At 65.6% G+C, this 25,147-nt stretch carries 27 protein-coding genes; 11 read left to right on the top strand and 16 right to left on the bottom strand.

All coding sequences use genetic code 11. The features are described 5' to 3' along the window. Positions 1–427: 427 nt before the first annotated feature. From ACN9MB_RS03870 to dusA, 4 genes are read right to left on the bottom strand one after another with little or no spacing between them, the layout of a single operon-like run. The gene (locus ACN9MB_RS03870) at positions 428–1,846 is read right to left on the bottom strand and encodes an ATP-binding protein (RefSeq protein WP_239535655.1); all 1,419 of its coding nucleotides are present in this window, start codon (positions 1,844–1,846) and stop codon (positions 428–430) included. Next, the gene (locus tag ACN9MB_RS03865; RefSeq protein WP_204636050.1) at positions 1,812–2,504 is read right to left on the bottom strand and encodes a response regulator transcription factor; all 693 of its coding nucleotides are present in this window, start codon (positions 2,502–2,504) and stop codon (positions 1,812–1,814) included. The genes ACN9MB_RS03870 and ACN9MB_RS03865 overlap by 35 nt, the downstream gene beginning before the upstream one ends. Next, positions 2,504–2,926 (bottom strand): PepSY domain-containing protein, encoded by a 423-nt coding sequence (locus ACN9MB_RS03860; protein WP_426270839.1) that lies wholly within the window; start codon positions 2,924–2,926, stop codon positions 2,504–2,506. Before ACN9MB_RS03860 ends, ACN9MB_RS03865 begins: the two co-directional genes overlap by 1 nt. Next, on the bottom strand, positions 2,923–3,858 hold the full coding sequence (gene dusA / locus ACN9MB_RS03855; RefSeq protein ID WP_426271883.1) for a tRNA dihydrouridine(20/20a) synthase DusA: 936 nt from the start codon (positions 3,856–3,858) through the stop codon (positions 2,923–2,925). Before dusA ends, ACN9MB_RS03860 begins: the two co-directional genes overlap by 4 nt. A 203-nt stretch (positions 3,859–4,061) precedes the next feature. Between dusA and ACN9MB_RS03850 the strand changes: the two genes are divergently transcribed. After that, complete coding sequence (locus ACN9MB_RS03850) at positions 4,062–4,478, top strand: hypothetical protein (RefSeq protein WP_426270838.1); 417 nt, start codon at positions 4,062–4,064, stop codon at positions 4,476–4,478. Between the two features lie 127 nt (positions 4,479–4,605). Here the strand turns inward: ACN9MB_RS03850 and ACN9MB_RS03845 are convergent, their stop codons facing one another. Then, a complete protein-coding gene (locus ACN9MB_RS03845; protein ID WP_426270837.1) occupies positions 4,606–5,232 on the bottom strand; it encodes a TMEM175 family protein in 627 nt (208 codons plus the stop codon). Between the two features lie 256 nt (positions 5,233–5,488). On the opposite strand from ACN9MB_RS03845, the gene ACN9MB_RS03840 reads away from it, so the two are divergent. Then, positions 5,489–6,265, top strand: coding sequence for a ferredoxin--NADP reductase (locus ACN9MB_RS03840; protein WP_426270836.1), 777 nt, complete (start codon positions 5,489–5,491; stop codon positions 6,263–6,265). Positions 6,266–6,387: 122 nt separating this feature from the next. On the opposite strand, the gene ACN9MB_RS03835 is transcribed toward ACN9MB_RS03840, so the two are convergent. Continuing rightward, positions 6,388–6,990 carry a short chain dehydrogenase gene (locus tag ACN9MB_RS03835; RefSeq protein ID WP_426270835.1) on the bottom strand — a complete coding sequence of 201 codons (603 nt, stop codon included), beginning with the start codon at positions 6,988–6,990 and terminating at the stop codon, positions 6,388–6,390. 117 nt (positions 6,991–7,107) lie between these two features. Here ACN9MB_RS03835 and ACN9MB_RS03830 point away from each other — a divergent pair, with 117 nt between their 5' ends. Next, positions 7,108–7,995, top strand: a complete 888-nt coding sequence (locus ACN9MB_RS03830) for a LysR family transcriptional regulator (RefSeq protein WP_426270834.1) — start codon at positions 7,108–7,110, stop codon at positions 7,993–7,995. A gap of 111 nt (positions 7,996–8,106) precedes the next feature. Here the strand turns inward: ACN9MB_RS03830 and ACN9MB_RS03825 are convergent, their stop codons facing one another. Beyond that, entirely contained in the window at positions 8,107–8,760 is a 654-nt protein-coding gene (locus ACN9MB_RS03825) for a serine/threonine protein kinase (RefSeq protein WP_426271882.1), read from the bottom strand. Positions 8,761–8,853: 93 nt separating this feature from the next. Here ACN9MB_RS03825 and ACN9MB_RS03820 point away from each other — a divergent pair, with 93 nt between their 5' ends. Together ACN9MB_RS03820 and ACN9MB_RS03815 are read left to right on the top strand one after the other, a co-directional pair. Next, complete coding sequence (locus tag ACN9MB_RS03820) at positions 8,854–9,336, top strand: DUF456 domain-containing protein (RefSeq protein WP_204636199.1); 483 nt, start codon at positions 8,854–8,856, stop codon at positions 9,334–9,336. Positions 9,337–9,431: 95 nt separating this feature from the next. Next, positions 9,432–11,198, top strand: coding sequence for a DUF885 domain-containing protein (locus ACN9MB_RS03815; RefSeq protein ID WP_204636042.1), 1,767 nt, complete (start codon positions 9,432–9,434; stop codon positions 11,196–11,198). 27 nt (positions 11,199–11,225) lie between these two features. Here the strand turns inward: ACN9MB_RS03815 and ACN9MB_RS03810 are convergent, their stop codons facing one another. The 3 genes from ACN9MB_RS03810 to ACN9MB_RS03800 all read right to left on the bottom strand — a co-directional run bounded on the left by ACN9MB_RS03810 (position 11,226) and on the right by ACN9MB_RS03800 (position 12,829). Continuing rightward, on the bottom strand, positions 11,226–11,597 hold the full coding sequence (locus tag ACN9MB_RS03810; protein WP_426270833.1) for a TfoX/Sxy family protein: 372 nt from the start codon (positions 11,595–11,597) through the stop codon (positions 11,226–11,228). Further along, complete coding sequence (gene trhA / locus ACN9MB_RS03805; protein WP_204636040.1) at positions 11,594–12,262, bottom strand: PAQR family membrane homeostasis protein TrhA; 669 nt, start codon at positions 12,260–12,262, stop codon at positions 11,594–11,596. Before trhA ends, ACN9MB_RS03810 begins: the two co-directional genes overlap by 4 nt. A 132-nt stretch (positions 12,263–12,394) precedes the next feature. Next, on the bottom strand, positions 12,395–12,829 hold the full coding sequence (locus tag ACN9MB_RS03800) for a hypothetical protein (protein WP_426270832.1): 435 nt from the start codon (positions 12,827–12,829) through the stop codon (positions 12,395–12,397). Between the two features lie 285 nt (positions 12,830–13,114). On the opposite strand from ACN9MB_RS03800, the gene ACN9MB_RS03795 reads away from it, so the two are divergent. Continuing rightward, entirely contained in the window at positions 13,115–13,942 is an 828-nt protein-coding gene (locus ACN9MB_RS03795) for a universal stress protein (RefSeq protein ID WP_426270831.1), read from the top strand. Positions 13,943–14,120: 178 nt separating this feature from the next. Continuing rightward, positions 14,121–14,780 (top strand): energy transducer TonB, encoded by a 660-nt coding sequence (locus ACN9MB_RS03790; protein ID WP_426270830.1) that lies wholly within the window; start codon positions 14,121–14,123, stop codon positions 14,778–14,780. A gap of 87 nt (positions 14,781–14,867) precedes the next feature. Here ACN9MB_RS03790 and ACN9MB_RS03785 read toward each other — a convergent pair whose 3' ends face one another. Then, positions 14,868–15,158 carry a hypothetical protein gene (locus tag ACN9MB_RS03785; RefSeq protein ID WP_426270829.1) on the bottom strand — a complete coding sequence of 97 codons (291 nt, stop codon included), beginning with the start codon at positions 15,156–15,158 and terminating at the stop codon, positions 14,868–14,870. Positions 15,159–15,384: 226 nt separating this feature from the next. Between ACN9MB_RS03785 and ACN9MB_RS03780 the strand changes: the two genes are divergently transcribed. After that, positions 15,385–15,963 carry a cysteine dioxygenase gene (locus tag ACN9MB_RS03780; RefSeq protein ID WP_204636035.1) on the top strand — a complete coding sequence of 193 codons (579 nt, stop codon included), beginning with the start codon at positions 15,385–15,387 and terminating at the stop codon, positions 15,961–15,963. A gap of 37 nt (positions 15,964–16,000) precedes the next feature. Next, on the top strand, positions 16,001–17,371 hold the full coding sequence (locus ACN9MB_RS03775) for an FAD/NAD(P)-binding protein (protein ID WP_426270828.1): 1,371 nt from the start codon (positions 16,001–16,003) through the stop codon (positions 17,369–17,371). A 45-nt stretch (positions 17,372–17,416) separates the two neighbouring features. On the opposite strand, the gene ACN9MB_RS03770 is transcribed toward ACN9MB_RS03775, so the two are convergent. From ACN9MB_RS03770 to ACN9MB_RS03760, 3 genes are read right to left on the bottom strand one after another with little or no spacing between them, the layout of a single operon-like run. Next, entirely contained in the window at positions 17,417–18,430 is a 1,014-nt protein-coding gene (locus ACN9MB_RS03770) for a zinc-binding alcohol dehydrogenase family protein (RefSeq protein ID WP_204636033.1), read from the bottom strand. Between the two features lie 26 nt (positions 18,431–18,456). After that, on the bottom strand, positions 18,457–19,515 hold the full coding sequence (locus tag ACN9MB_RS03765) for an SDR family oxidoreductase (protein WP_426270827.1): 1,059 nt from the start codon (positions 19,513–19,515) through the stop codon (positions 18,457–18,459). 22 nt (positions 19,516–19,537) lie between these two features. Continuing rightward, complete coding sequence (locus ACN9MB_RS03760) at positions 19,538–20,764, bottom strand: MFS transporter (protein WP_426270826.1); 1,227 nt, start codon at positions 20,762–20,764, stop codon at positions 19,538–19,540. Between the two features lie 145 nt (positions 20,765–20,909). On the opposite strand from ACN9MB_RS03760, the gene ACN9MB_RS03755 reads away from it, so the two are divergent. After that, the gene (locus ACN9MB_RS03755; protein WP_426270825.1) at positions 20,910–21,839 is read left to right on the top strand and encodes a LysR family transcriptional regulator; all 930 of its coding nucleotides are present in this window, start codon (positions 20,910–20,912) and stop codon (positions 21,837–21,839) included. 57 nt (positions 21,840–21,896) lie between these two features. Continuing rightward, complete coding sequence (cls, locus tag ACN9MB_RS03750) at positions 21,897–23,300, top strand: cardiolipin synthase (protein ID WP_426270824.1); 1,404 nt, start codon at positions 21,897–21,899, stop codon at positions 23,298–23,300. Here cls and ACN9MB_RS03745 read toward each other — a convergent pair. Further along, on the bottom strand, positions 23,297–24,496 hold the full coding sequence (locus ACN9MB_RS03745) for an MFS transporter (protein WP_426270823.1): 1,200 nt from the start codon (positions 24,494–24,496) through the stop codon (positions 23,297–23,299). The genes cls and ACN9MB_RS03745 overlap by 4 nt on opposite strands. 72 nt (positions 24,497–24,568) lie before the next feature. After that, positions 24,569–24,940: a hypothetical protein gene (locus ACN9MB_RS03740; protein WP_426270822.1), complete on the bottom strand. Its 372-nt coding sequence runs from the start codon at positions 24,938–24,940 to the stop codon at positions 24,569–24,571. Between the last annotated feature and the right edge of the window lie 207 nt (positions 24,941–25,147).

The following is a 25,147-nucleotide window of genomic DNA, read 5'->3' as shown; positions in this document are numbered from 1 at the left end:
ACCCTCTCCCCGGAGGGGAGAGGGAGAAGTGCTGTGCACCGCGAAAGGCAAAGCGAGCCCAGCTTTAAGTCTTGAGCACCGCCTCACTCGCGATATAGCCATACCGTGGATTAGGGAGATCGTGACGATCCGGGCTCCGAATCCTTCAGGCTCGTATACCGCAGTCAGTGTGAGCTCTTGAGGCCATTTTCTTTGGGTTACTTTCGACGCGAAGCTAGTCCCGTGGGATCTTTTGGGCCAGCAAAAGAAAAGTGACTCGAACGTCCCAAAAAGGGGACTAGCTTTGCGTCGGCGGCAGCCGATCGAAACACCCGCCGCGTAGGTGGCACCCTGGCGGCAACGCAACAACTGGACACTGACGAAACTGGATTCCGGCCTACGCCGGAATGACGAGCGAATGGGGCCTAGGCGGGGATGACGAGCTAAATCAAACCGGCGGAAACTTCACGCTAAACCGCGCCCCGTTGAACTCCGGCGACCGATCCACCAACAACTCTCCACCATAAGCGCGGATGATGTCCTGCACGATCGACAGCCCGATCCCGTGCCCCTGCACACGCTCATCGCCGCGCACGCCACGCTGCAATACCGTCTCGATCTTGTCGTCGTCGACGCCCGGACCATCGTCCTCCACGCTCAACCACAGACCGGGACGCTGCCGCCCCGCCACCGGACGCATCTTCACCACCAGCAGCACGCGATGGCGCGCCCATTTGAACGCGTTCTCCAACAGGTTGCCCATCAGTTCCAGCAGGTCGCCCTGCTCGCCGTAGAACGAGGCGTTGTCGTCGATGTCGAATTCGCACAACACGTTCTTGGCGGCGTAGACCTTCTCCAGGCTCTGCACCAGGTCTTCCGCGTGACTGGCAATGGGAATGGCCGTCGTTGCAAACGTCTGCCGACCCGAGGTGGCCGCGCGCGCGAGCTGGTAGGCCACCAGTTCGTCCATCTTGCGCACCTGTTCGAGCACCGGATCGCGCAGCGCCGATTCGGCAATCGCGCTTTCCAGGCTCGAGCGTATGACCGCCAGCGGCGTCTTCAGGCTGTGCGCGAGATCGGCCAACGTGTTGCGCGTGCGCACGCGCTGCTCGCGCTCGCTGTCGATGAAGGCATTGATGCGTTCGGTAAGACCGGTCAGTTCCAGCGGATACTGATCGCCGAGATGTTCGCGCTCGCCGCGCTCCACGCGCGACATTTCGTTGGCGACCTTGCGCAGCGGCGTGAGGCTCCAGCGCAGCAGCAGCATCTGCAGCAGGATCAGCATCACGCCCAGCGAGGCGAGCCAGAACACCAGGCTGCGCCGGAAGACGGCGTTGCGCCCTTCGAGCTGATCCTCGGTCTGCGCCACCATGAAAGTGAGGTGCACCGATTTCTTTTCGGAGGTATCGAGCGCGACGCCGTAGATGTAGTAGTACAGGCGGCCCATGCGCGTATCGACCGGGCCGACGAACTCGCCCTCGCCCGGCGCGAGCGGACGCAGGAAACCGAAATCGCGGCCGATCGCCGAGGGCGATTCCCATTTGTAGCCGCCGTCGCCGATGGCCACGGCATACAGCCCCGAGCCCGGGCGCGAAAAGCTCGGATCGGGCGGTGTATCGGGCAGCAGCACCTTGCCGGAGCGACCGACTTCGGTGCCCGCAAGGTAGGCCACGACGAAATTCTGCAGGCGGTCCTGCAGTCCCTTCAGCGAACTGTCGGCATTGGTGCGCGTAAGCGTGAGACCCACCACGCCCAGGAACGCGGCCAGCACGAAGCCAGTCGCCAGAGCCGCGCGCGCCGCCAGTGACAACGGGCGGCGCGGCGGCGGCGGATCATTCGTCTTCGGCTTCGCTGCGAGGGATGGCAAAGCGGTATCCGCGTCCACGTACCGTCTCGATGGGCTTGAGGTTGCCTTCCGGGTCCAGCTTCCTGCGCAGGCGGCCGATGAAGACCTCAAGCACGTTGGAATCGCGATCGAAATCCTGCTGGTAGATGTGCTCGGTGAGGTCGGCCTTGGAGACCAGCTCACCGGCATGCAGCATCAGGTATTCGAGCACCTTGTATTCGTAGCTGGTCAGGTCGACCAGCTTGCCTTCCACCGTCACCGTCTGCGCGGTGGTATCCAGCTTGATCGGGCCACAGGCCAGGATCGGCTTGGACCAGCCGCTGGCGCGGCGCACCAGCGCGTTGATGCGCGCTAGCAGTTCTTCCACGTGGAAGGGCTTGACCAGGTAGTCGTCGGCACCGTGCTTGAGGCCCTCCACCTTGTCCTGCCAGCCGCCGCGGGCGGTGAGGATCAGGATGGGGTAGCGCTGGCCGGCTTCACGCAGCGACTTGATCAGGTCCATGCCCGACATCTTGGGCAGGCCAAGGTCGATGATGGCCAGATCGAAGGGCACTTCGCGTCCGAGATACATGCCCTCTTCACCGTCCTGGGCCGCATCGACGGCAAAACCATCGCGCTTCAGGCGGGCGGCGAGGGTCTCGCGCAGGGGAGCCTCGTCCTCAACCAAAAGAATGCGCATCAGTGTTTCTCCTTGTTGCTTCCACCGTCACTGGACGGGTTCTTGGTCGAATCACTGGAAGCCGGCGCCTTGCTGGCCTCCGTGGTTACGGTCACCACGCGTACGTGCCCGGTTGGCGTAAGCACTTTCACGCGATGTTCGAAGGAACTGCGGCCCCGCCGCACGGTACTGGCGGACAACACTTTGCCGCCGGTCTCGTGCTGGACCTGGGTCACGGCCTGCTCCAGCGACAGCGACGGCTCGCTGGACTGGGCAGCCAAGGCGCTGGCCCCAGTCGTCAGTGCCAGCAGCCATGCCGCAGGACGCAGGATGGTTTTCATTTGCTTGATCAAGCCCGGGGGCTCGGCGGGGAGGCGGTATCCATTGGCGTTCAGACTATGGAATCGCGGCTGAATATAGGCCGGACGAACCTGAACGGTCACGCGGCAATCCGGGGTTGCGCGACGGCCTGCTCAATAAGTGACCAATCGGCGCCCGGCAGATGGGCACCCTCGCTCAGCCGGCGGCGGAAGCCGCGGGCTCCCGGCTCGCCCTGGTAAAGCCCCAGCAGGTGCCGGCTGATGTGCTTGAGCGCGGTCCCTCGGGCCAGTTCGGCCTCGATGTAGGGGCGCATGCGGAGAAGGACGTCTTCACGCTCCGGCATCGGCTCACCGTACAGCGCGGCCTCGACCCGGGCCAGGACGTAGGGGTCGTGATAGGCGGCGCGCCCCAGCATCACCCCATCGACCTGGGCCAGGTGCGCCTGCACCTGCTCCACGCTGGTGATGCCGCCGTTGATCACCACCACCAATCCGGGGAATTCGCGCTTGAGCCGATACACGCGCTCGTAGTCGAGCGGCGGGATCTCACGGTTTTCCTTGGGGCTGAGCCCTTGCAGCCAGGCCTTGCGGGCGTGCACCACCAGCACCTGGACGCCCGCGCCGAGCATGGTTTCGGTGAAGTGCTGCAGGTCGGCGTAGTCGTCCTGATCGTCCACGCCGATGCGGCATTTCACGGTGACCGGCACGTCCACCGCATCGCGCATGGCCTTCACGCAATCGCCCACCAGGGCCGGCTCGCGCATCAGGCAGGCACCGAAGCGGCCGGACTGCACGCGGTCGGAAGGACAGCCCACGTTGAGGTTGATCTCGTCGTAGCCCGCCTCGGCGCCGTAGCGGGCGGCGATGGCCAGCTCGGCCGGCTCGCTGCCGCCCAGCTGCAGGGCCACCGGGTGCTCCTGCTGGCTGTGTTCGAGCAGGCGCAGCTGCTTGCCGCGGACGAGCGCGGCGCTGGTCACCATTTCGGTGTACAGGCGCGCATGCGGCGAGAGCAGGCGATGGAAGTAGCGGCAGTGCCGGTCCGTCCAGTCCATCATCGGGGCAACGGTGAGGCGCCAGTCGTGCGGGTGCAGCGGCGGCTTCGGGGCAATCGAGGTTGACATGGCGCCATTGTACCGGCTCGCCCAGGCCGACGAGGGGAGGCACGAAGCCCTTACAGACGCAGCCCTTCGGAGCCTACAGAACCCTTGGTCAAAAATCCGCACCATGCCGGGAACCATTGACCAGGATGATTTCACCCATGGATTTGAAGAAAACCCTGCTGCCGGCATTGCTGATGATCGCACTGGCCGCGTGCGACAAGACCGGCAGCAACAGCGCCCCGGCCGCCGACCAGCCTGCCGCAACGCCCGCCCCGGCCTCGACCGCGGCGCCGGCCGCTGCTGAGCAGGCAGCCCCTGCGGCAACGGCTGATGCCGGCGACGGCAAGATCGGCATTGCCGAGTGCGACGACTACATCAGCAAGGTCAAGGCCTGCCTGGCCGCCAAGGTCCCCGAAGCCCAGCGCGCCATGTTCGACCAGGCCATGAAGACCTCGACCGAGCAGTGGAAGGCCGCGATGGCGCAGCCGGGTGGCAAGGATGCGTTGGCCGCCCAGTGCAAGCAGGCCAGCGATGCTGCCAAGCAGACCTACGCCTCGTTCGGCTGCGACATGTAACACCACTGGCAAATACGTCCCGCACTTTGCCGTGAAGCGTCCGATGGACGACTCGGGACGCCCTTGCAGAACCCTCTCCATGACCGCTACTGGAGAGGGTTTTTTCTTTGCGCGCCGAGCGGCTTCCTCAGCGGGCCTCCGCGGCCTTTGACTCGCGGCGCCAGGCCACCCATCGCAACGGCACGGCGGCCAGCGCGCAGACGATGGCGGCCACGATCCAACCTTGCAGGTACAAGGCCGCGGCGGAAAAGACGAGCACGGCGAAACCGAGCTTCGCCAGCAATTGCTGCGCTTCGCTCGGCGGCGCGTGCACGGCCATTTTCACCCCGTGGGTCAGATAGGCCAGCAGCACGGCCAGGGTCAGATACAGCAAGACGAAAAGCAGCGAATACGCGAGGAAGCCATCGTCCCGCTGCGGATGCGTCAAGGCGTAGCGGATGACCACCGGCACCAAGGCCACCAGGCTGAGCAGGACCATGTTGATCACGGTGCCTGCAGTGTCGATATGGTTGAGCCAGGACACGATGCGCCGGTGCACCAGCCAGATTGCGCCGATCAACACGAAGCTCATGAAATAGACCAGCAACGACAGCGACCAGGCCTGCCACAGCGACACGCCCTCGCCGGTGTCGGGCTTGATTTCCAGGGCCGACAGGGTGATGGCGATGGCGAACACGCCATCGGAAAGCATCACCAAGCGTTCCAGGTGCCGCCTCCCCAGGTGATGCGGCGGATGTTCCAGATCCTGCGTCATGCACGTCCTCTCAATGGTGTACGGAGCGTCCCCACGCCCCGCTTGATTGCTTGCGGCATGATGCCGCAACGGACCGCACCTCGCGACGCCCAGCCGCCTGCCGGATTGGACAGCCATGGCATAATGGCGGCTTCGCTGCGGCTACGGCAGCACTCGTCAGGCGCAGCGGGTTCCGCCTTCCCCACACGAGTCCGGTACCGAGATGGTCGGTGCTCTGCCCGCAGCTTCCTTGGATTTGGCAGGACGGTAACCGGCAATGGTGGCATTGGCGACGGAGCACGTGATCGACGTGCACCACTGGAACGACAGTCTCTTCAGCTTCCGCACCACGCGCGATCCCGGCTTCCGCTTCGACAGCGGACAGTTCGTGATGATCGGCCTGGAAGTGGACGGCCGGCCGCTGATGCGTGCGTATTCGATCGCCAGCGCGAACTACGAGGAACACCTGGAGTTCTTCAGCATCAAGGTGCCCAACGGCCCGCTGACTTCGCGCCTGCAACACCTCAAGCCCGGCGATCCGTTGATCGTCAGCCGCAAGCCCACCGGCACGCTGGTGCTCAACGATCTCAAGCCCGGCAAGCATTTGTATCTGCTGGGCACGGGCACGGGGCTGGCACCGTTCATGAGCCTGGCGCGCGACCCGGAAACCTACGAACGCTACGAGAAGATCGTGATCGCGCACGGCGTGCGCAACGTCAACGACCTGGCCTACCAGGACTATCTCGAGAACGAGCTGCCGCAGCACGAATATCTCGGCGAGCTGGTGCGCGAGAAGTTGATCTACTACCCCACGGTGACGCGCGAGACGTTCCGCAACCAGGGCCGCATCACCGACAACATCGTCGATGGCGCGATGAGCCAGGCCATCGGCCTGCCGCCGCTCGATCCGGCCACCGACCGGGTGATGCTGTGCGGCAGTCCGTCGATGCTGGAAGACACCTGTGCGTTGCTGGATGCGCGTGGGTTCGCGGTGTCGCCGAGGACGCGTGAGCCGGGCGATTATGTGATCGAGCGGGCGTTCGTCGAGAAGTAAATCCGCCCCATTTTTTAAGCATTTTGTGGGAGCGCACCCTGTGCGCGACAAGCCTTGCGTCGAGGTACGACCCAGCGCCTGTCGCGCACAGGGTGCGCTCCCACAGTGGTATCGCGGGGTGATTATTCCCAGATCTTGTAGACGCGCCCGGTGCCCACGCCTTCCACGCAGCGTCGATACACCTGCCCCACGCGGACGCCCGGCACTGCGGGAAAACCCGGGAAATACGGGCCATAGGCTTCTAGCGCCTCGGTCAGCAAGGTCGCACTTACCGCGTTGATGCGCAGTCCGCGCGGCAACTCGGTGGCGGCTGAGCGCACGAAACCCTCGATGGCTGCGTTCACCGTGGTGGCATTGGTGCCCAGCCTGATCGGTTCGTCGGCGGTGATGCCGCTGGTGAGGGTGAACGAGCCGCCATCGCGCAGGCGCGGAATGCCCGCGATCACGGCATTCACCTGGCCCATCAGCTTGTCCTGCAGGCCGGACAGGAACTGCGTCGGCGTGGTGTTGACCAGTTCGCCGAAATGCACGCTGCCGGCAGCGGTGACCACGGCATCGAGCTCGCCCACCTCCGCGTACATGCGTTCGACGCTGGCCATGTCGGTGAGATCGACCCGCACATCGCCCGACTGGCGCCCGGCGCGGATGAGTTCGTGATGGGGCGCCAGCGCCCCGGCTACCGCCTGTCCGACGGTGCCGCTGGCGCCGATAAGCAGAATTCGCATGGGAAACCTCGATGGGTGCGCCCCGGGATGGGTCGCCATGTCCTGAAGTGTCGGTCCTGCGCGACCACCAATAAACGTGCCATCATGCCACCCATTCCGAACCATGGGTTTCTAATCATGGATACCTTGGCGAACATGGCGATGTTCGTACGTGTGGTGGATACCGGGAGCTTTGCGGCCGCGGCCGAAGCCAGCGGCGTGTCGCCGACCATGGCCGGCAAGCACATCCGCGCGATCGAACAGCGACTGGGCGCGCGCCTGCTCCATCGGACCACGCGTCGGCAACAGCTCACCGAAGTGGGACGGCTCTATTACGAGCGCTGCAAGCTGGTGCTCGCCGATGTGGAACTGGCCGAGCGCAGCGCGCACGAACTGCAGGCGACGCCGCGCGGCCGATTGCGCATCACCGCGCCGATGAGTTTCGGCAGCCGGCGACTGACGCCGGCGATCACCGAATACCTGCAGCGCTATCCCGATGTCAGCGTCGAGCTGTCGCTCGACAACCGCGTCTACGACCTGGTCAGCGAAGGCTTCGAGCTCGGCATCCGCATCGGCGCCGTCGACGATCCGCAACTGGTCGCGCGCCCGCTGCAGCCGTATCGCATGCTGCTGGCGGCCTCGCCGCCGTACCTCGCCAAGCACGGCCATCCGTCGCGCCCCGAGGAGCTGAGCAACCACGTTTGCCTGGGTCTCACCAATTGGCGTCGTCGCGACCAGTGGCGTCTGCTCGGCCCCGATGGCGCGCAATGCGACGTGCCGGTGCAAGGTCGCCTGTCGGTCGATCACGGCGATGCGCTGCGCGTGGCGGCCCTGCATGGCGCGGGCATCGTGCTGCAGCCGGAAGTATTGCTGGCCGATGATCTGGCCGAAGGACGGTTGATGGCGGTACTGCCGGAATGGGCGCCGCCGTCGACGCCGATGCATCTGCTGTATGCGCAGGATCGTCGGCCGACGGCGAAGCTGCGCAGCATGATCGAGTTTTTGCTGGAGCGGTTCGGGGCTTAGCGCCACCTTGTGGGAGCGCACTTGTGCGCGACCGCGGCGCTTGGATGTATTCGCTCCGTCAGGTTGTCGCGCACAAGTGCGCTCCCACAAAGAAGCGGTCACCGGGAGAGATCAATCGCGCTTGCGCCCCTGCCCTTCGTTGTCCCAATAACCGAACACGCGGCGCGCCACCAGTTTGTAGAGCCGCTTGCCCGTGGCACGCCACAGCACTGCATGCGGCGCAGGCGTCGCCAGGATCGCGCGCTGGCGTGCGCTCAAGGCATCCGCGCAATACGTACGCTTGTGCTTGAGCAGGTGACGCAGGTCTTCGCGCGCCAGCGCTCGGAACAATGCGCCGCGTTTGCCGCGCGTCCAGGCGATCTGGAAATCGACCAGTGCGGGGCGTCCATCCACATCGACCAGCCAGTTCGGCTCTTTGGCCAGGTCGTTGTGCACGATGCCGCGGCGATGCACTCGCGCCAGCAGGCGCAAGGCCTCGCGGTAGTACGCCCGATCGCACGGGCGTGCCTGCTGCATCGGTGCCCCGGCAATGTAGCCGCGCAGCAGTTCGTGCCCATCCCAGCCCAGCAAGGCCGGCACGCCGTCCAAGCCGTCGAGCTTGGCCAGTGCACGTGCTTCACGGGCCGCCGCGCGGCGTGCGAAAGCGCGCGCCCACCAGCGCGCGGCATCAACGTCGCGGCGGATCACGCAGACGCCATGTCGCTCGGTCTTTTCGACGCGACCGAGTTCGTCGCACTTCAGCAGTGTGTCGCGTGAGGTATCCACAGATTCGTAGACATTGCCGGCACCGATGGCATTGTCGCCCAACCGACGTTGCAGTACCGATATGCTGGGTCGTCGCACACGGAGGCGTTCATGCTGGAGATCGCGCTTTACGTACTGGCCGCGCTGCTGATGATCGGCGGCCTCGCTGGCAACATCCTGCCTGCCTTGCCGGGCATCCCGATGATCTTCGGCGGCATCTGGCTGGCCGCAGCGGTGGACCATTACCGGCACCTGGGGACCTGGTGGCTGGTGGTCATCGGCGTGCTGGGTGCCATCGGCGTGGCGCTGGACTTCGCGGCGGCGGCGCTGGGCGCCAAGCGGGTGGGGGCCAGCCGGGCGGCGATCTGGGGCGCCGGCATCGGCACGGTGGTGGGCATGTTCCTGGGCCTGGCCGGGCTGATCGCCGGCCCGTTCGTGGGCGCCCTGGTGGGGGAGCTGGCCTCGGGTACCAGCGTGCTGCGCTCGGCCCATGTGGGCGTGGCGACGTGGCTGGGGCTGCTGTTCGGCACCTTCGTGAAGCTGGTGATTTCCTTCGTGATGCTCGGCCTGTTCGCGTTCGCCATGCTGTTTGGCTAAGGGCCTGGCCGTTCGGCCAGCGCGACCTTCGGCACATGGCGCGGCCCCGGCGTCGCCCTATAGGCTCGTGGTACTCCATCTTCAGGGAAGTCCACATGTCCAAACGTCTTGCCTTGGCACTGGCGGTTTCGCTGGCCGCCGTCGGTTCCGCCCAAGCGGAGCCCAAGTCGCCCACCTGGATCGAACGCAGCAACACCGACGCCAAGGTGCTGCTCGACGTGATGGCGAAGTTCAACCCGGAGTTCGCCTCGCAGGTCGGCGTCCCCGGTTTCGACGACAAGGTCGCCGACCTCAAGCCGGATGTCGATGCCCGTTCGCGCGCTGCCTTCGTCGATGCGAAGGGCAAACTCGAGAAGATGCTGGCCAGCGAGAAGGACGAGAACGTCCGCCAGGATCTGCAGATCATGATCAAGGCCGTCGATCAGCAGATCGAAGGCATCGATCTCAACCACAAGTACATGCTGCCGTACCAGGACGTGGGCCAGTTGATCTTCCAGGGCGAATTCGTGCTGCTGAAGGACGACGTGGCCGCCAATCGCCGTGCCTCCGCGGTCAAGCGCCTGGAATGCTACGTGGGCAAGGCGCCGGGCTGCACGCCGATGATCGAGCTGGCCAAGGCGCAGACCAATGCGCGCATCGGCGAGAAAGACCTGATCGGCCCGTACAAGAACGAAGTGGAGCAGAAGCTCAGCAACACGGCGCGTTATGCCGAGGGCATCCGCCAGCTGTTCGCCAAGTACAAGCTGGACAACGCCGAGGGCAAGGCCGCGCTCGATGCGCTGGACAGCCAGCTCAAGGATTACGACGGCTGGGTGCGCAGCACCATCGTGCCGCGTGCACGCCAGGATTTCCGCCTGCCGGAACCGCTGTATGCGTACAACCTCAAGCAGGTCGGCATCGACATCCCGCCGGAACAGCTGATCAAGGAAGCGCAGTTCGAGTTCACCGAGCTGCGTTCGATGATGCAGATGATGGCGCCGGTGGTGGCGAAGGAAGAAGGCATCCAGGCCACCGATTACCGCGACGTGCTGAAGGCACTGAAGACGCAGCAGCTGGGCAAGGACGACGTGGTGCCGTGGTACCACCAGATCATCGGCAAGATCGAAGACACCATCCGCCGCGAGCACATCATCACCCTGCCCCAGCGCAAGATGCAGATGCGCCTTGCCTCGGAAGCGGAAACCGCGGCGGTGCCGGCACCGCACATGGACCCACCGCCGTTCATCAACAACCACGGCGAACAGGGCACCTTCGTGCTGACCATGGGCAACCCCAGCGGCGGCAAGTCCGATTCGTATGACGACTTCACCTATAAGGCCGCCGCGTGGACGCTTACCGCGCACGAAGGCCGCCCGGGCCATGAGCTGCAGTTCGCGGCGATGGTGGAACGCGGCGTCTCGCTGGCACGCAGCCTGTTCGCCTTCAACAGCGTGAACGTGGAAGGCTGGGCGCTGTATGCCGAGTCGGAGATGCTGCCGTACGAGCCGCCGTCGGGCCAGTTCGTGGCCTTGCAGGCCCGCCTGCAGCGCGCGGCGCGTGCGTATCTCGATCCGATGCTCAACCTCGGCCTGATCAGCAAGGAGCGTGCACATGACGTGCTGCGCTACGACGTGGGCCTGTCCGAAGCGATGACGCAGCAGGAACTGGACCGTTACACCTTCAACAGCCCGGGCCAGGCCACTGCGTATTTCTACGGCTACATGCGCCTGCAGCAGACGCGCCTGAACACCGAGCTTGCGCTGGGCAAGGACTTCAACCGCCAGGCCTTCAACGACTTCGTGATCGGCCAGGGCCTGTTGCCGCCCGAGCAGCTCGCCGAAGCGGTGCGCACGCAGTTCATTCCGTCGCAGAAGAAGAAGTAACCGGCCAGGACATTCTGTCCGGTCGACTCAACGAGGCCGCGCTTTCGGGCGCGGCCTTTTCTTTGGCGGCGCCGGTGCGCGGCCGCTGAGTTCCAACCATGCGGCAAATCGTGCGGTATCCCGACGCAAGCCGGCTGGCACGAGGATGTACTCGCGGCTGGGTGGCTCATCCGGTCGATGACGAAAACGGGCGGCACCTTCGAGCGCCAGCAACGTGAGCTGGTCCTCGGCGGACAGGCGCAACGCGAGTCCCTGGACCGACAGCCACGCGCACGGCTTTTCCCCGAACCACACCATCAACCCGCCGAACATCGACTTGCTTCGCAGATCGTGCGGACGCCCCAGATGCGTGGCGGCGTCTTCGAGTTCCTTAAGAAGAGCCTGGACGTCCGCGTTCACACCGGCCCGTCGGGCAACACGTAGAGCAGCACCGCGAGGTAGTGCAACACGCTGCCGGCCAGCACGAAGAAGTGCCACACCGAGTGGTGATAAGGCAGCTTGCGCCACAGGTAGAACGGCACGCCCAGCGTATAGGCCACGCCACCTGCCAGCAGCAGCACCATGCCGCCCGTCTGCAGATGGGCGAGCAAGGGCTTGAAGGCAATCACGCCCACCCAGCCCATGCCGATGTACATCAGCACCGCCAGCTTGCGGTACTTCTTCAGCACACCCAGTTCGAGCAGGCTGCCCATCAAGGCCAGGCCCCACACGGTGCCGAACAGGCTCCAGCCCCACGCACCCGGCAAGGCGATCAGGGTGAACGGCGTATAGGTGCCGGCGATCAGCAGGAAGATCGCGATGTGATCGAGCGTGCGCAGCACGCGCTTGGCCAGCACGCCGGGAATGGAGTGATAGAGCGTCGAGGCCGTGTAGCAAAGGATCAGCGTGCTGCCGAATACGGCGCTGGCCACGACGGATCGGGTGTCGCCGTAGCGCGCTGCAAACGCCACCAACGTGGCCAGGCCGGCAATGCTCAGCAGGATGCCGATGCCGTGGATGACGCTGGCGGCGAGTTCGTCGCCGAAGGCATAGCGCGGAAGAACCGTGCCGGAGGTGGCAGACATGGGGCATTCCTCAAACGGAACGTACTGAAGCGTACGGCCCCGCCACCTTAGGACGCGGGGCGCTATTCAACAAGGGCGCCCGTGGTCTTCACCTGCACTGACGCAAGGCTGCGCGACGTGCCGCCACAGCCATCACTCGATGATGAAAGCGCCGAACGCCACGCCCAGGTCCCAGCCCTTGCCCGTGCCGCTGAGCGCGAGCGAGACATTGCCCTTGGTCATCACGCGCGCACCCGCCGAATTGGCGGCGCCCGCATGCACGCCCGCATCGGCGTAGTGACCCTTGATCTCGCTGATGTTGCCGATACCGGAGAACTTGCCGACGCCGTTGGTGATCTGGCTCTTGCCGAAAGTCAGGCCGCCGCCCTTGACGCGCAGGTGCACCGACATGCTCTGTCCGTTGTTGCAGCGAACGGTGCCGTTGCCGGTGGCCGTCTGATAGAACACCGACCAACCGGCGAGATTGAAAGTCATCTTGCACTCGAGGTCGGCGGCCTGTGCGGGTGCAGCGCTCATCCAGCCAGCCAACGCCAACACCGACGCTCCTGCGAACATCCGAACGTTCATCGCTTTTCTCCCTGGAAGTCCCCAGCCGCCGAGTGGCGGCGAGCCACGCATTGTGGCCATCGGCCGCCCTATCCGGCGTGAATGTGCCTTTCACCCGGGATGTACGTCAAAGCAAGCCGGCAAAGCAAACAATGCGAAACCCGGGCATCCCCTCTCTCTCCCCCGATGTCCCGGCCTTACCGCCCCGCCATCCTGTGCGGGGCTTTTTTTGTCCCGCATGCACGCTACACGAACGGCGATGGCAGGCTCTATGCTGGAGACGGACCGGGAATCGGGAGAGCCGCCATGTCAGCCATCGACCTGCTGTTGCATCTGGACCATCTGGACCTCGACGTCGCGGCACCACGCGCCGCCATCGCCCTGGCGCAAAGGCTGGGTGCGCGACTCGACGCGTTGTACGTCGCCGACCTTCCCGCCACCGCTTTCAGCCTGCCCGAAGCCGTGCCCGTGCAGCTGGAGGAAACGCAGCGCCGGGTGGCCGAAGCGCAGACCCATGACGGCCAATGGCAGCAGACGCTGGCGGCACATGCCCTCAACGGCCAATGGCGCGTGACCCAGGGCGACACCGTGCAGGCGGTGAGCCAGGCCGCCTCCGGCTACGACATGCTGGTGATGGAACGCAGCCAGAAACGCAGCGACGCGCCGGTGGGTTTCGGCTCGGTATCGCGTTGCGTGTTCGCCAGTGGGCGGCCCGTGCTGGTCGTGCCCGACGTGTCGCCCGTGCCATCGCTTGGCGCCAACATCCTGGTGGCCTGGAACGGCAGCCGCGAATCCGCGCTTGCGCTCGCCGCCGCCCTGCCGTTGCTGCAAAAGGCCGACCAGGTGCGCGTGCTCGATGGCAGTGACATGAATGCGGACATGTTGCCGGTACTGCCGCCGCCTGGACTGGCCGACTGGCTGCAACGCCACGGCATCGAAGCCCATATCGACACGCTCGACAGCGGACCCAGCCACGCCGCGGGTCCAGCCGTGCTGGAAGCGGCGCACGCCCAGAGCGCCGATCTGATCGTGATGGGAGCCTGGAGCCGTTCGCGGCTGGCGCAGATGATGCTCGGCGGCACCACCCGCCACCTCTTCATGCATGGCGATGTGCCGATGCTGGTGGCGCACTGAAAAATCCCGTTTCCGGGCGCTCCCGGAAACTCCGCACAGAATAGCCTTCCATACGGCCACTTGCGCAAGCCTTTTTTCCGGGCTTAGGCTGCAACCGCACCGACACGATCCCTCCGCGTCCCCACGCGGCGTGCACGGGCAACAACTCACATCGATACGTTACGTCAGGAGGTCGCTTATGTCGTCCGCAAGCCTGGCTGTACCCCGTCATGCCCGTCCGGACCAGGTCCGCATCGCCGCGATGAGCGTGGCGATCGCACTCAACCTTGCCGCACTGCTCGCCCTGATGCGCCCCATGGCCCCGCAATGGGCGGTGCAGGCGCAGCGCATCATCACCACGCCGATCAGCTGGATCACACCGAAGAAGGAGGTCCCCCCGCCGCCGCGCATCGAGCTGAAGAAACTGGTCGAACCAAAAACCGTCCCCCATCCTCAGCCCATAGCCCAGCCCTTGCCGGTGGCACCGCCGGTGGTGAATACCTCAGATGACGGCACTGCCCCTGCGGTGGTGGCTCCGCCCACGATTGCGCCGCCCGCTGTCGACGTCACCAGCGCCCCGGTGGAAGCCACCCTCGCCTATCGCGCGACGCCGCTGAAATATCCCCCACAGGCGCTGCATTCGCGTCTCCAGGGACAGGTGATCCTGAAAGTGCTGGTGGACGAGAACGGCATGCCGCAAGACGTCGTGGTCGAACAAAGCAGCGGCTATACGCTGCTCGATCGCAGTGCCCGCGAGCAGGTGCTGAAAGGCTGGAAGTTCGAACCGGCCATGGTGAACGGCCGCGCCGTGCGGGCATGGGCCCGTGTGCCGGTGACGTTCAACTTGAACGAGCTGTGATTCGATCCGCCTAGGCGACGGCAACAAAAGGAAGGCCCGGCCTGCATCCAGTGGCAGGTCCGGGCCCTTCCACGGCAAACCATAGGCTCAGTGGACGTTCGCGGGGGTCGTCGGCGCAGGCGCGCGCGCGATGCGCACGATCGCCCAGATCACGGCCACCAGCACGATCACCGGCAGGCACAGCGGCAGCAGGGCGAGCGCCACCAGGGGCGCCGCGATCAACAGGGCGATACCGCCGAATACCACGCCGAGCACGGCGCCGACCACGCTGAAAAGAACGCCGATCAGGCCGAAGGTGAGCTTGAACACCAGGCCGATCGTCGCGACCGCAAGCCATACACCCAGCACCAACATCAACAGCACGCTCATCGCAAACATGATGTCTTCTCCTGCCGACGTCGCTGCCGGCGACCGTTGCGTATCGGGCTTTTGAGGCGCCCGATGCCACTTTCAAGGCCTTCTGGAAAGCATGCTGCGCTTTTGCGGCAAGCCGCGCATGTCGCGAAAGTCATGCCCTGCCGCATGCATGAATATGGCCTTCGGGTTACAGGACTTTAACGATACGCGTGCTGAACTGCGCGCCGGTTTCCATGAGTGACTTCGCATGGCCAAACACATGCAACACCTCAAGGCGCTGCGTGAGATTGCGTTTGACTATGGGGTGGGCGAGCACCCGGACCTGGCCTCGATGGCGAGGGAGTTGAGCCGTTCGGTCTATCAGAACAAGCCGGCGCTGGCCGGCGACCTGGCGGACCTGCGCACGCCCAACAAGGGTTTCGAACGCTGGCTGGTGGCCCGGCGCAGCAAGCCGGACATCAGCGTGCTGATCCTGGCGTGGCCCGCCAACCACACCACGCCGATCCACGATCACGATGGGCTGTGGGGGCTGGAGATGGCCCTGCACGGTGCGTTGGAAGTGGAATCGTGGGATCGCGACCCCGACGGAAAGATCCTACGAATGAGCGGCCGCGACTGGCTGGGCCCCGGGGACGTCACCTGGTTCGATGCCGACGATCGCCACGCCCACCGCTGCCGCAACCTCTCCCGGCAGGAAACGGCACTGTCGCTTCACGTCTACGGCGGCGATCTGGCACAGTACTTCACATACCAACAAGCTGGCGAGGCCGGCCAGTGGATCGCGAGCCCGCAGCGCAGCGCCCTCACCGGCCAGCTGTACGCTTGAAGCCACGCACGTAGAAACGCTTTTTTGAGGGAGTGGCATGTATCGACGGGTCGCCATCATCGGCGGCGGCGCTGCAGCGGCAGCGCTGCTGAGCGAGCTGCTGGAACGCCAGCTGCCGCAGCCGTTGCATCTGGACTGGTACACCGGCGGCGGTAACTCGCCGCGCGGCGTCGCGTATGGCACGCGGTCCGACAAGCATTTGTTGAACGTCCGCGCGGCGTCGATGAGCATGTTCGCTGCCAGGCCGCACGGCTTTCTCGAATTCGCCCAGCGCGGCGACAACAGCATCGCGGGTACCGACTTCCTGCCGCGCCGCCTCTATGGCGACTACCTCGAGACCCAGGTGGAGCGCGCGTTGGAGCGTGCCCGCGCAGCCGGACACGACGTGCGCGTGCTGCCGTTCGAGGTCGATGCGATCGTGCCGGAGCATGACGGCGTCAACGTCATCCATGGCGAAGACAGCGCGCGCGTCGACGCCGCCGTACTGGCCATCGGCTCGCTGCCGCCGCAGCCCCTGAGTGGCGTCAGCGATGCCGCGCTGGACAGCGGCCTGTACGTCACCGAGCCATGGAGCTTCCTGGCCCAGGCCAAGCCCGATGCGCGCCCGCGCAAGGTCGTGCTGATCGGCCTTGGCCTCACCGCGGTGGATGTATTGCTGGAACTCTCCGCGCTGTGGCCCAACGCCACCTTCGAAGCCATCTCGCGTCACGGCCTGTTGCCAGAGCCGCATCTGCAGCATGCCTCCGCACCCGCGGACGACAGCAGCGAGCTGATCGAAGCCATGCGCGACGAGCCGTATATCCGCACCTGGATCCGCCTGCTGCGCGAAGCAGTGGCACAGAGCGCCGACTGGCGCACGGTGGTCGACAGCCTGCGTCCGCACACGCCGTCGCTGTGGGCGCTGCTGCCGGAAGCGGAACGTTCGCGCTTCCTGCGTCATGCGCGCTGGGCCTGGGAACGCGTGCGCCATCGCATGCCGCCGCAAGTCATGGCGGCCATGAAGGCGCTCGAGGAGGCCGATCGGCTGCATCGCCGTCGCGGCCGCCTGCAGGCCGTGGACGTGGCCGGCGACAAGCTGCACCTGGACATCCGTCGGCCGCACGGCAAGGGCGTGGAGACGATGGATGCCGACCTGGTGATCCAGACGGTGGGCCTCAATACGGACGTGCGCCGCACCCATCATCCACTGATCCGCCAGCTGTCGACCAACGGCCATGCGACGGCCGACTCGCTGGGACTGGGCATCACGGCCAGCGCCGAAGGTCGCGTCAAACACGACGAGCAGACCTGGCCGCACTTCTACGTCATCGGCACCCTGCTTCGCGGCACGTTGTGGGAATCCACTGCCATGCCCGAGATACGTCAGCAGGCACGCAATCTCGCCGACCGGCTGTTGAAAAGCGAATAAGCAAAGGGAGCGCCAAGCGCTCCCTTTGTCATTGCGCTCAAGCGATCACCAACCGCTGAGCACGACCTTGCCGATGGTGCTGGCACTTTCGAGCTGTTGATGCGCGCGACGTAGATTGGCGGCATTGATCGTGCCCAGGTTTTCGCGCAGCGTCGTGCGCAACACACCCGCATCGACCAGGTCGGCCGCTTCGTTGAGCAGCTGGTGCTGCGCCTGCATGTCGTCGGTGTGGAACAGCGAGCGCGTGTACATCAATTCCCAGTGCAACGAGAGGCTCTTGGGCTTGAGCAGGGTGATGTCGAGCGGCTTGGCCGGATCGTCGATCAAGGCCAGTTTGCCCTGCGGCTTGAGCAGCTCCACCAGCTTGGCAAAGTGCTGCTCGGTGTGGGTGAGGCTGAGCACGTCGTCCACGCCCTGCGGCGCCACTGCCTTCACCGCGGCGAGCAGATCGCCGTGATGATCGACGACATGATGGGCACCGAGTTCCTTCACCCAGCTCTGCGTGTCTTCGCGCGAAGCGGTGGCGATCACCGTAGCGTTGGTCAGCCGGCGCGCCAGCTGGATCGCCATGGAACCGACGCCGCCCGCGCCGCCCATCACCAGAATGACGCGATGTCGCCCGCCGTTGCCGCGCGGCACGTTGAGCCGGTCGAACAGCAACTCCCACGCCGTGATGGTGGTGAGCGGCATCGCCGCGGCCTGGGCGAAATCGAGCGTGGAGGGCTTTCGCCCGACGATGCGTTCGTCGACGAGTTGCATCTGCGCATTGCTGCCGGAGCGATCGATGGCGCCCGCGTAGTACACGGCATCGCCCGGCTTGAACAAGCTGACGTCCGCTCCCACCGCGACCACGGTGCCCGAGGCGTCCCAGCCCAGCACCTTGTCGGCACCTGCCGGATCTGTGCGCTTACGCACCTTGGTGTCCACCGGATTGACCGAGATGGCCTCCACCTTCACCAGCAAGTCACGCCCCTGCGGGACGGGCTCGGGCAGCTCGACGTCGAGCAGGCTCTGCGGATCGGTGATGGGCAAAATCTGCCGGTATGCAACGGCTTTCATGCAGCTCTCCTGGCGAATGCAAAGTATCAGGGAATGATCTTGCGCCGACGAAAGTCGTCAAACAGTCGCGTGAACATGGCTTTTGTCTCGACGTGCTCGTGGAAACCGAAACGACGGGCCTTGGAGCCGTCGCCGAACATGTCGTAATCCCAGGAAAACACGAAGTCGGCAAAACGCCAGGACGATACCTCGGCATACGCATGCGGCGCGAGTCCATGGCGCTCGCCCATGGCGCGCCATAGCGGCTCCTTGTCCGCCATCACCGTGTCCAGTGACAACGGCAGCGGCGGTGCCACGTCCAGCGCGAAGTAATCGGCGATGAAGGGCCACATCTCGTTCCAGCGGAACAGGTCGCCGTTGGTGATGTTGAACGCCTGGTTGGCGCAATTCGGTTCGGTGGCTGCCCACACGGTGGCGCGCGCGAGCAATCCCGCGTCGGTCATCTCGACCAGATGATCGTAAGCGCCCGGCTTGCCGGGGAAGCGCAGCGGCAGGCCAAGCTCCTTGCTGATCGATGCATACACGGCAATGGCGAGCGCGAGATTCATCGGATTGCCCAGGGCAAACCCACCCACCACCGCGGGACGAATCGCCGACCAGCTCCATGCCTTGCCCTGCTGGCGCTGTTCCAGAAAACGCTGCTGGTCGTGCATGAATTCCGGCGGTATGAAGGCCGCATCGGTTTCGCGCGCGGGCGTCTTGAACGGTCCGAGGTGACCGCCGTAGACCTTGTAGCCCTGCATCAGGCTGATGTGTCGCAGCTGCCTGGCGACCGGCTCGAGCGTGTCGACCACGTTCACCAGCATGGCGAGATTCGGCGGCACCAGTTCGGCCCAGCTGGGGCGGTCCTGGTAGGCCGCGTAGAACACATGCGTCACGTCGCCGAGCGCGCCCAGCTTGTTGCGTGTGTCTTCGATATCGAGCAGATCGACCGCGACATGGCGCACGCGGCCGGCATCGGTGCCGCCGCGGCGCGACAGGCCGATCACCTGCCAGTTCTCGAGCGCCGACAGATGATCGATCAGGTTGCGGCCAATCACACCCTGGGCGCCCACCACCAGGGCGACGTTCACTTGCTTGGTCATGTCGTTCCTTCCAATGATCGAATCAGGCACTGACGGCGCAGGCCGCCACGCTGGCCGTACGACGCCGTTCAAGCGCGGCGCTGGCCAGAGTCACCAGCAAGCCGAGCAAGGCCACCACCGCGCCCGCCACGCTTACCGACGGCAGCCCCAGGCCCATGCCGATCATCGAGCCGCCGATGAACGCGCCGATGGCGTTGCCGAGATTGAAGGCGGCGATATTGAGCGTGGATGCCAGGTGCGGACCCTCGCTGGCCTGCTGCACCACGCGCATCTGCAGCGGCGGCACGGTGGCGAACGCCGCCACGCCCCATACGAAAACGGTGACGACCGAGGCGACGGTGTTGTGCATGGTCCACGCGAACACCAGCATGATCAGCGACAGCAGCACCAGCACGCCGACCAGCGATGGCATCAAGCGCCAGTCGGCCAGACGGCCGCCCAGCATGTTGCCGACGGTGGTGCCCACGCCGAACAGGATCAGCACCCAGCCGGTCGCGCCGACGCTCACGTGCGACACCTGCTGCAGGATCGGCGCGATATAGGTGAACACGGTGAACACGCCGCCAAAGCCGAGCACCGTCATCAGCAGCGCCAGCAACACCTGCGGCTGGCGCAGCACGCCCAGTTCGCGCTTCATCTGCGGCGACGGCAGGTCCGGCAGCGACGGCACCAGGCGCCATACGGCGATGGCCGCCACCACGCCCAGCCCGGTGACGGCCATGAAGGTGGACCGCCAACCGGCCCACTGGCCCAGGAAGGTGCCGAACGGCACGCCCAGCACGTTGGCCAGCGTGAGGCCGGTGAACATCAGCGCGATGGCGCGGGCGGCCTGCCCGCGCGGCACCAGGTGCGAAGCCACCACCGCGCCGATGCCGAAGAACGAACCATGGCAGAACGCCGCCACCACACGCGCCACCATCAGCACGCCGTAGTTGGGCGCCACCGCGCACAACGCGTTGCCGAGGATGAACAGGCCCAGCAACAACAGCAGCGCATTGCGGCGCTCCATGCGGGCCGTCAGCGCCGCCAGCAGCGGCGCCCCGGCCGCCACCCCCAGTGCGTAGCCCGAGACCAGCAGGCCGGCGGAGGGAATGCTCACGTGCAGATCCGAGGCCACTTCGGGCAGCAGGCCCATGATCACGAACTCGGTGGTGCCGATGGCAAACGCCGCCACCGACAAGGCGAGCAAGGCCAGACGGGAGGTCCCAGCGGCTGTATCGCTGCGCCCGGTGGGAAGAGGAGCATTCATGGGGAAAGGTCCCTGAAGGAAACGGGCGCCACTTTGCGCCTTGTGAACCTTTGCGGGAATTGAGCAAACTAGAGAGGCATCTTTTCCTGAAAGTTAAAGATGCACGCGGCGAGGCCCTCGCCGCCTCCACCGGGGCATCCGCACGATGGTCGATTTCGAAGACATGCGCCTGTTCGTTCGTGCCGTGACCGAAGGCAGTCTGTCGGCTGCCGGGCGCGAACTGAGCCTGTCCCCCGCCGCCGCCAGCAAGCGCCTGACCCGGCTGGAGACGGCGCTGGGCGTGCGGCTGCTGCAGCGCAGTTCGCGGCGGCTGGTGCTCACCGAGGAAGGCACGATCTATTTCGAGCGCTGCCAGGCGATCATTGCCGACGTGGACGACGCCAACTCGGCCGTCGGCCTGCGCCAGCTGGAAGTGCGTGGACAGCTGCATCTGTCCGCCTCGGTGGACATGGGGCGCCAGTACGTCGGCCCGATCGCCGCGGACTTCGCCGAGCGACACCCGCAACTCCACCTGCGCATCACCAATTCCGACGCCATGCTGGACCTGTTCGAATACGGCGTGGACGTGGCGGTGCGCGGCGGCAGCATGGTCGATTCGCGCCTGGTATCGCGCCTGCTGGCGAACAACTTCCGCGTGCTGTGCGCGTCGCCGGAATACCTGGAACGGCACGGCCATCCGCGCACCGCGGACGAGCTGCAGCACCATCGCTGCCTGATGTTGCATCGTCCCGGCCACGGCGTGCTGCCGTGGATCGTGCAGTCGCCCGATGGCCCCCGTCCATTGCGGGTGGATGCGGCGATGACCTGCGACAACGGCGACCTGATGCGTACGCTGGCCCTCGCCGGCCACGGCATTGCGTTCAAGGCCGCCTGGGATATCGCCGAGGATGTACGCGCCGGCTTGCTGGTGCCGCTGAAGAACGAGGTATTCCTGCCCGACGCCCACATCTATGCGATCTACCCCAGCCGCGCCTACCTGCCGGCGCGCATCCGCCTGTTCGTGGATCATCTGCAGCAGGAACTGAAAGCGCGCGAACACGATGTGCTCGATACTGTGCGCGACGCCATGCGTTGACGATAGGAGGAACGCCATGTCGGACCGGCTTCGCCACTCCACCTTTGGCTGCACCGCATGCTGACCACCATCGTCGGCACGCTGGTACTGATCCTGCACATCGCCGGCGTGCTGGCCGCGATGCACGCGGTGATGAATACGCGCACGCCGCAAGGCGCGTTCGCCTGGGCGCTGGGCCTGGTACTGCTGCCTTACATCACGCTCATTCCCTATCTCTATCTGGGGCGCAGCCGTTTTCACGGGTACGTTGACCTGCATCGCGCCCGCCGCGACCAGATGCACGCGCTGGCCAGTGAGCAACTGGACAACGGCTCCGCCTCGCAGGAACTCAACGAACGCTACGGCGAGATCGCGCAGATGCTTGGCGCGCGCTTCCACAAGGGCCAGCGGCTGCAGTTGCTGGTGAATGGCGACGACACCTTCGAGGCCATTTTCGCTGCCATCGCCACGGCGCAGCGCTGCGTGCTGGTGCAGTTCTTCATCTTCCACGACGACATGCTGGGCAAGCGCATGCTGCAGGCGCTGATCGACCGCGTGCGCGCGGGCGTGGAAGTGTGCGTGCTCTACGACGGCATCGGCAGCCACGCGTTGCCGCACGAATACGTGGAGACGCTGCTCGAAGCCGGCGTGGGCGTGCATTCGTTCGCCACGCAGCGGCGCAGCAATCGTTTCCAGCTCAATTTCCGCAACCACCGCAAGATCGTGGTGGTCGACGGCACGCGCGGTTTCGTCGGCGGACTCAACGTGGGCGACGAATATCTCGGCCTGTCGCCACCGCTGTCGCCATGGCGCGACACGCACCTGGAAATCGAAGGCCCCGCGGTCGCCGACCTGCAGCGCAGCTTCGCCGAAGACTGGCATTGGGTGACCGGAGCCCTGCCGCCGCTGCTCAAGCCCGGCCCGGGCCACGGCACGGCGCATACCCTTATCGCCGCCACCGGTCCGGCCGACCGGCAGGAAACCTGCTCGCTGTTCTTCGTTTCGCTGATCCATGCCGCGCGACGCCGGCTATGGATCACCACGCCGTATTTCGTGCCGGACCAGGCGGTGATGGCGGCACTCAGGCTTGCCGTGTTCCGCGGCGTGGACGTGCGCGTGCTCATCCCGTCGATTCCCGACCACCGCACGGTGTTTCTCGCCACCAGCTTGTACGCGCACGACGCCGTGCTGGCCGGCATTCGCGTGTTCCGCTATCGGCCCGGCTTCGTGCACGAAAAGGTGCTGCTGGTGGACGATGACACCGCCGTGGTGGGCAGCATGAATCTCGACAATCGCTCGTTCCGCCTCAACTTCGAGATCGCCGCACTGAACGTGGATGCGGACTTTGCCAATCAAGTCGAAACCATGCTGTGCGACGACTTCGAACACGCCTACGAAGTCACGGTGGCGGAGTACGAGGAAGCGTCCTATGTGCGGCGGCTGGCCATGCACGTTGCACGGTTGTTCGATCCGGTGCTCTAGCCGTTCGCCTTGTTGCCGTAGACGAGATAGAGGCTACCCGTGAGCACCACCGCCGCGAGCGACATCATGGCCGCCACCACGAACATCGGCCCGTAGCGTCCGCCCGAGGCGATCCATCCGCCCAGAGGACCGGTGACGCCGAGCGCCACATCGATGAACACCGAGTACGCGGCCAACGCGGCGCCCCGATTGCTGCCGCTGACGCGCTCCACCGCCACCACGCCCAGCGCCGGGAAGATCAGCGAAAAGCCGATGCCGCTCAGGGCCGCACCCAGCATCGCCACGCCAGGATGGTTCGCCATCGCCAGCACGATCAGGCCCGCGCATTCCACCAACAGCGAGACCATCGCGGTGCGATAACCGCCGAAGTAGGCGATGGTCCAGCCCAGCACCAGCCGCACGCCCACGAAGCACACGCCGAACACGCTGAGCGTGGGCGCGGCGCCGGCCCAGCCCTGGCTCGCGTAGTACAACGTGATGAAGGTGGCGATGACGCCGAAGCCCACCGAGCCGAGCGCCAACCCCATGCCGTACGGCGCCACGCGCCCGAACACATGATGCATCGGCATGCGTTCGCCGCCTTCGACACGGACGGCGGGACGACGCCAGGCCAGCAGCAGCGCCAGCAGCATCAATGCCACCGCTGCCACGCCGATGCTGGCGAAGCCCGCCGCATGGGTCAGCACCACGCCGAGCGGCGCGCCCACCGCCAGCGCGCCATAGGTGGCGATGCCGTTCCACGAGATCACCTTGGCGGTGTGCTCCGCCCCCACGCGACCGATGCCCCACATGATGCAGCCGGTGGCCACGCAGCTTTCGCCCATGCCGAGTGCCAGCCGCGCCACCAGCATCACGCCCACCGAGGCGATGCGCGATTCGCGCAGCAAGGCGGCAGCGATCATCAGCAGGCCGCTCACCGCGCAGGCCAGCAGGCCGATCAGCGCTGCGCGCTTGGGACCCGCCGTGTCGGAGGTACGCCCGGCAAAGCCGCGGCTCAACAAAGTGGCCACATATTGCGTGCTGATCACCAGGCCGGCGAGCACCGCGCCGAAGCCCAGGTCGTCGTGCACGAACGGCGGCAGCACCGCCAGCTGCATGCCGATCACCAGATAGGCCAGGAAGGTGAAGAGCACGATCTGGACGATGCGCAGGGTCAACGGCGTGCCGCTGTCGCCCGGTTCAACGTGAGTAGTCATGGATCCAACATCGGGGGAGGAATCGATTCGCAGAAGTCGTCGGCGCAGAAGGGGGAACGCCGGCGACGCGCGTTACAGGGAGGAACGTCGCCGCGAGACCAGCAGCCAGCCAATGAAGACGCCCACGGCGACGCCGACGAATTCGAAGAACACACGCGCGCCCAAGTTGTCCGGGTCATGCACCTCGGCCAGCCGCACCTTCAACAGCTGCAGCGACTGCACGCGGCCGTAGTTGAAATAGACCAGGTTCCACATATCGCTGCCGCCGGCCAGGATCACGCCGCCCAGGCAGGCCCAGCCGACCTCGATGCCCAGGCCCCAGCCTTGGCTGCGGCCGAACAGATGCAGCAGCACGAACGCGACCAGGCCGATGACCAGGGCAATGGCGCCGGCCTCCAGCGCACCCACGATGCCGTACCCCATCCACGACTGGTCGAAAAACATGCGCTGTTCCGCTGATTGGCTGGAGCTCATTATGCCTGCGACGGCGCCGCGACTGGGCTTCGGGCGGGTCTGCTGCAGGAAATTTCCTACTCTGAACGCTGTCTATGCCTGACAAATCACTCGTCGAACGCGTCACACCACAACTCCCTCCGGCCGACTAGACTTTCCGGCGCAACCTTTTACGAAACCTGACGCGACCATGCGCCC

It is taken from the genome of Dyella kyungheensis (genome assembly GCF_049913195.1).
Lineage (GTDB): Bacteria > Pseudomonadota > Gammaproteobacteria > Xanthomonadales > Rhodanobacteraceae > Dyella > Dyella kyungheensis.
Note: the sequence above shows the minus strand (reverse complement) of the source record. Positions and strands in the feature narration are given on the sequence as shown.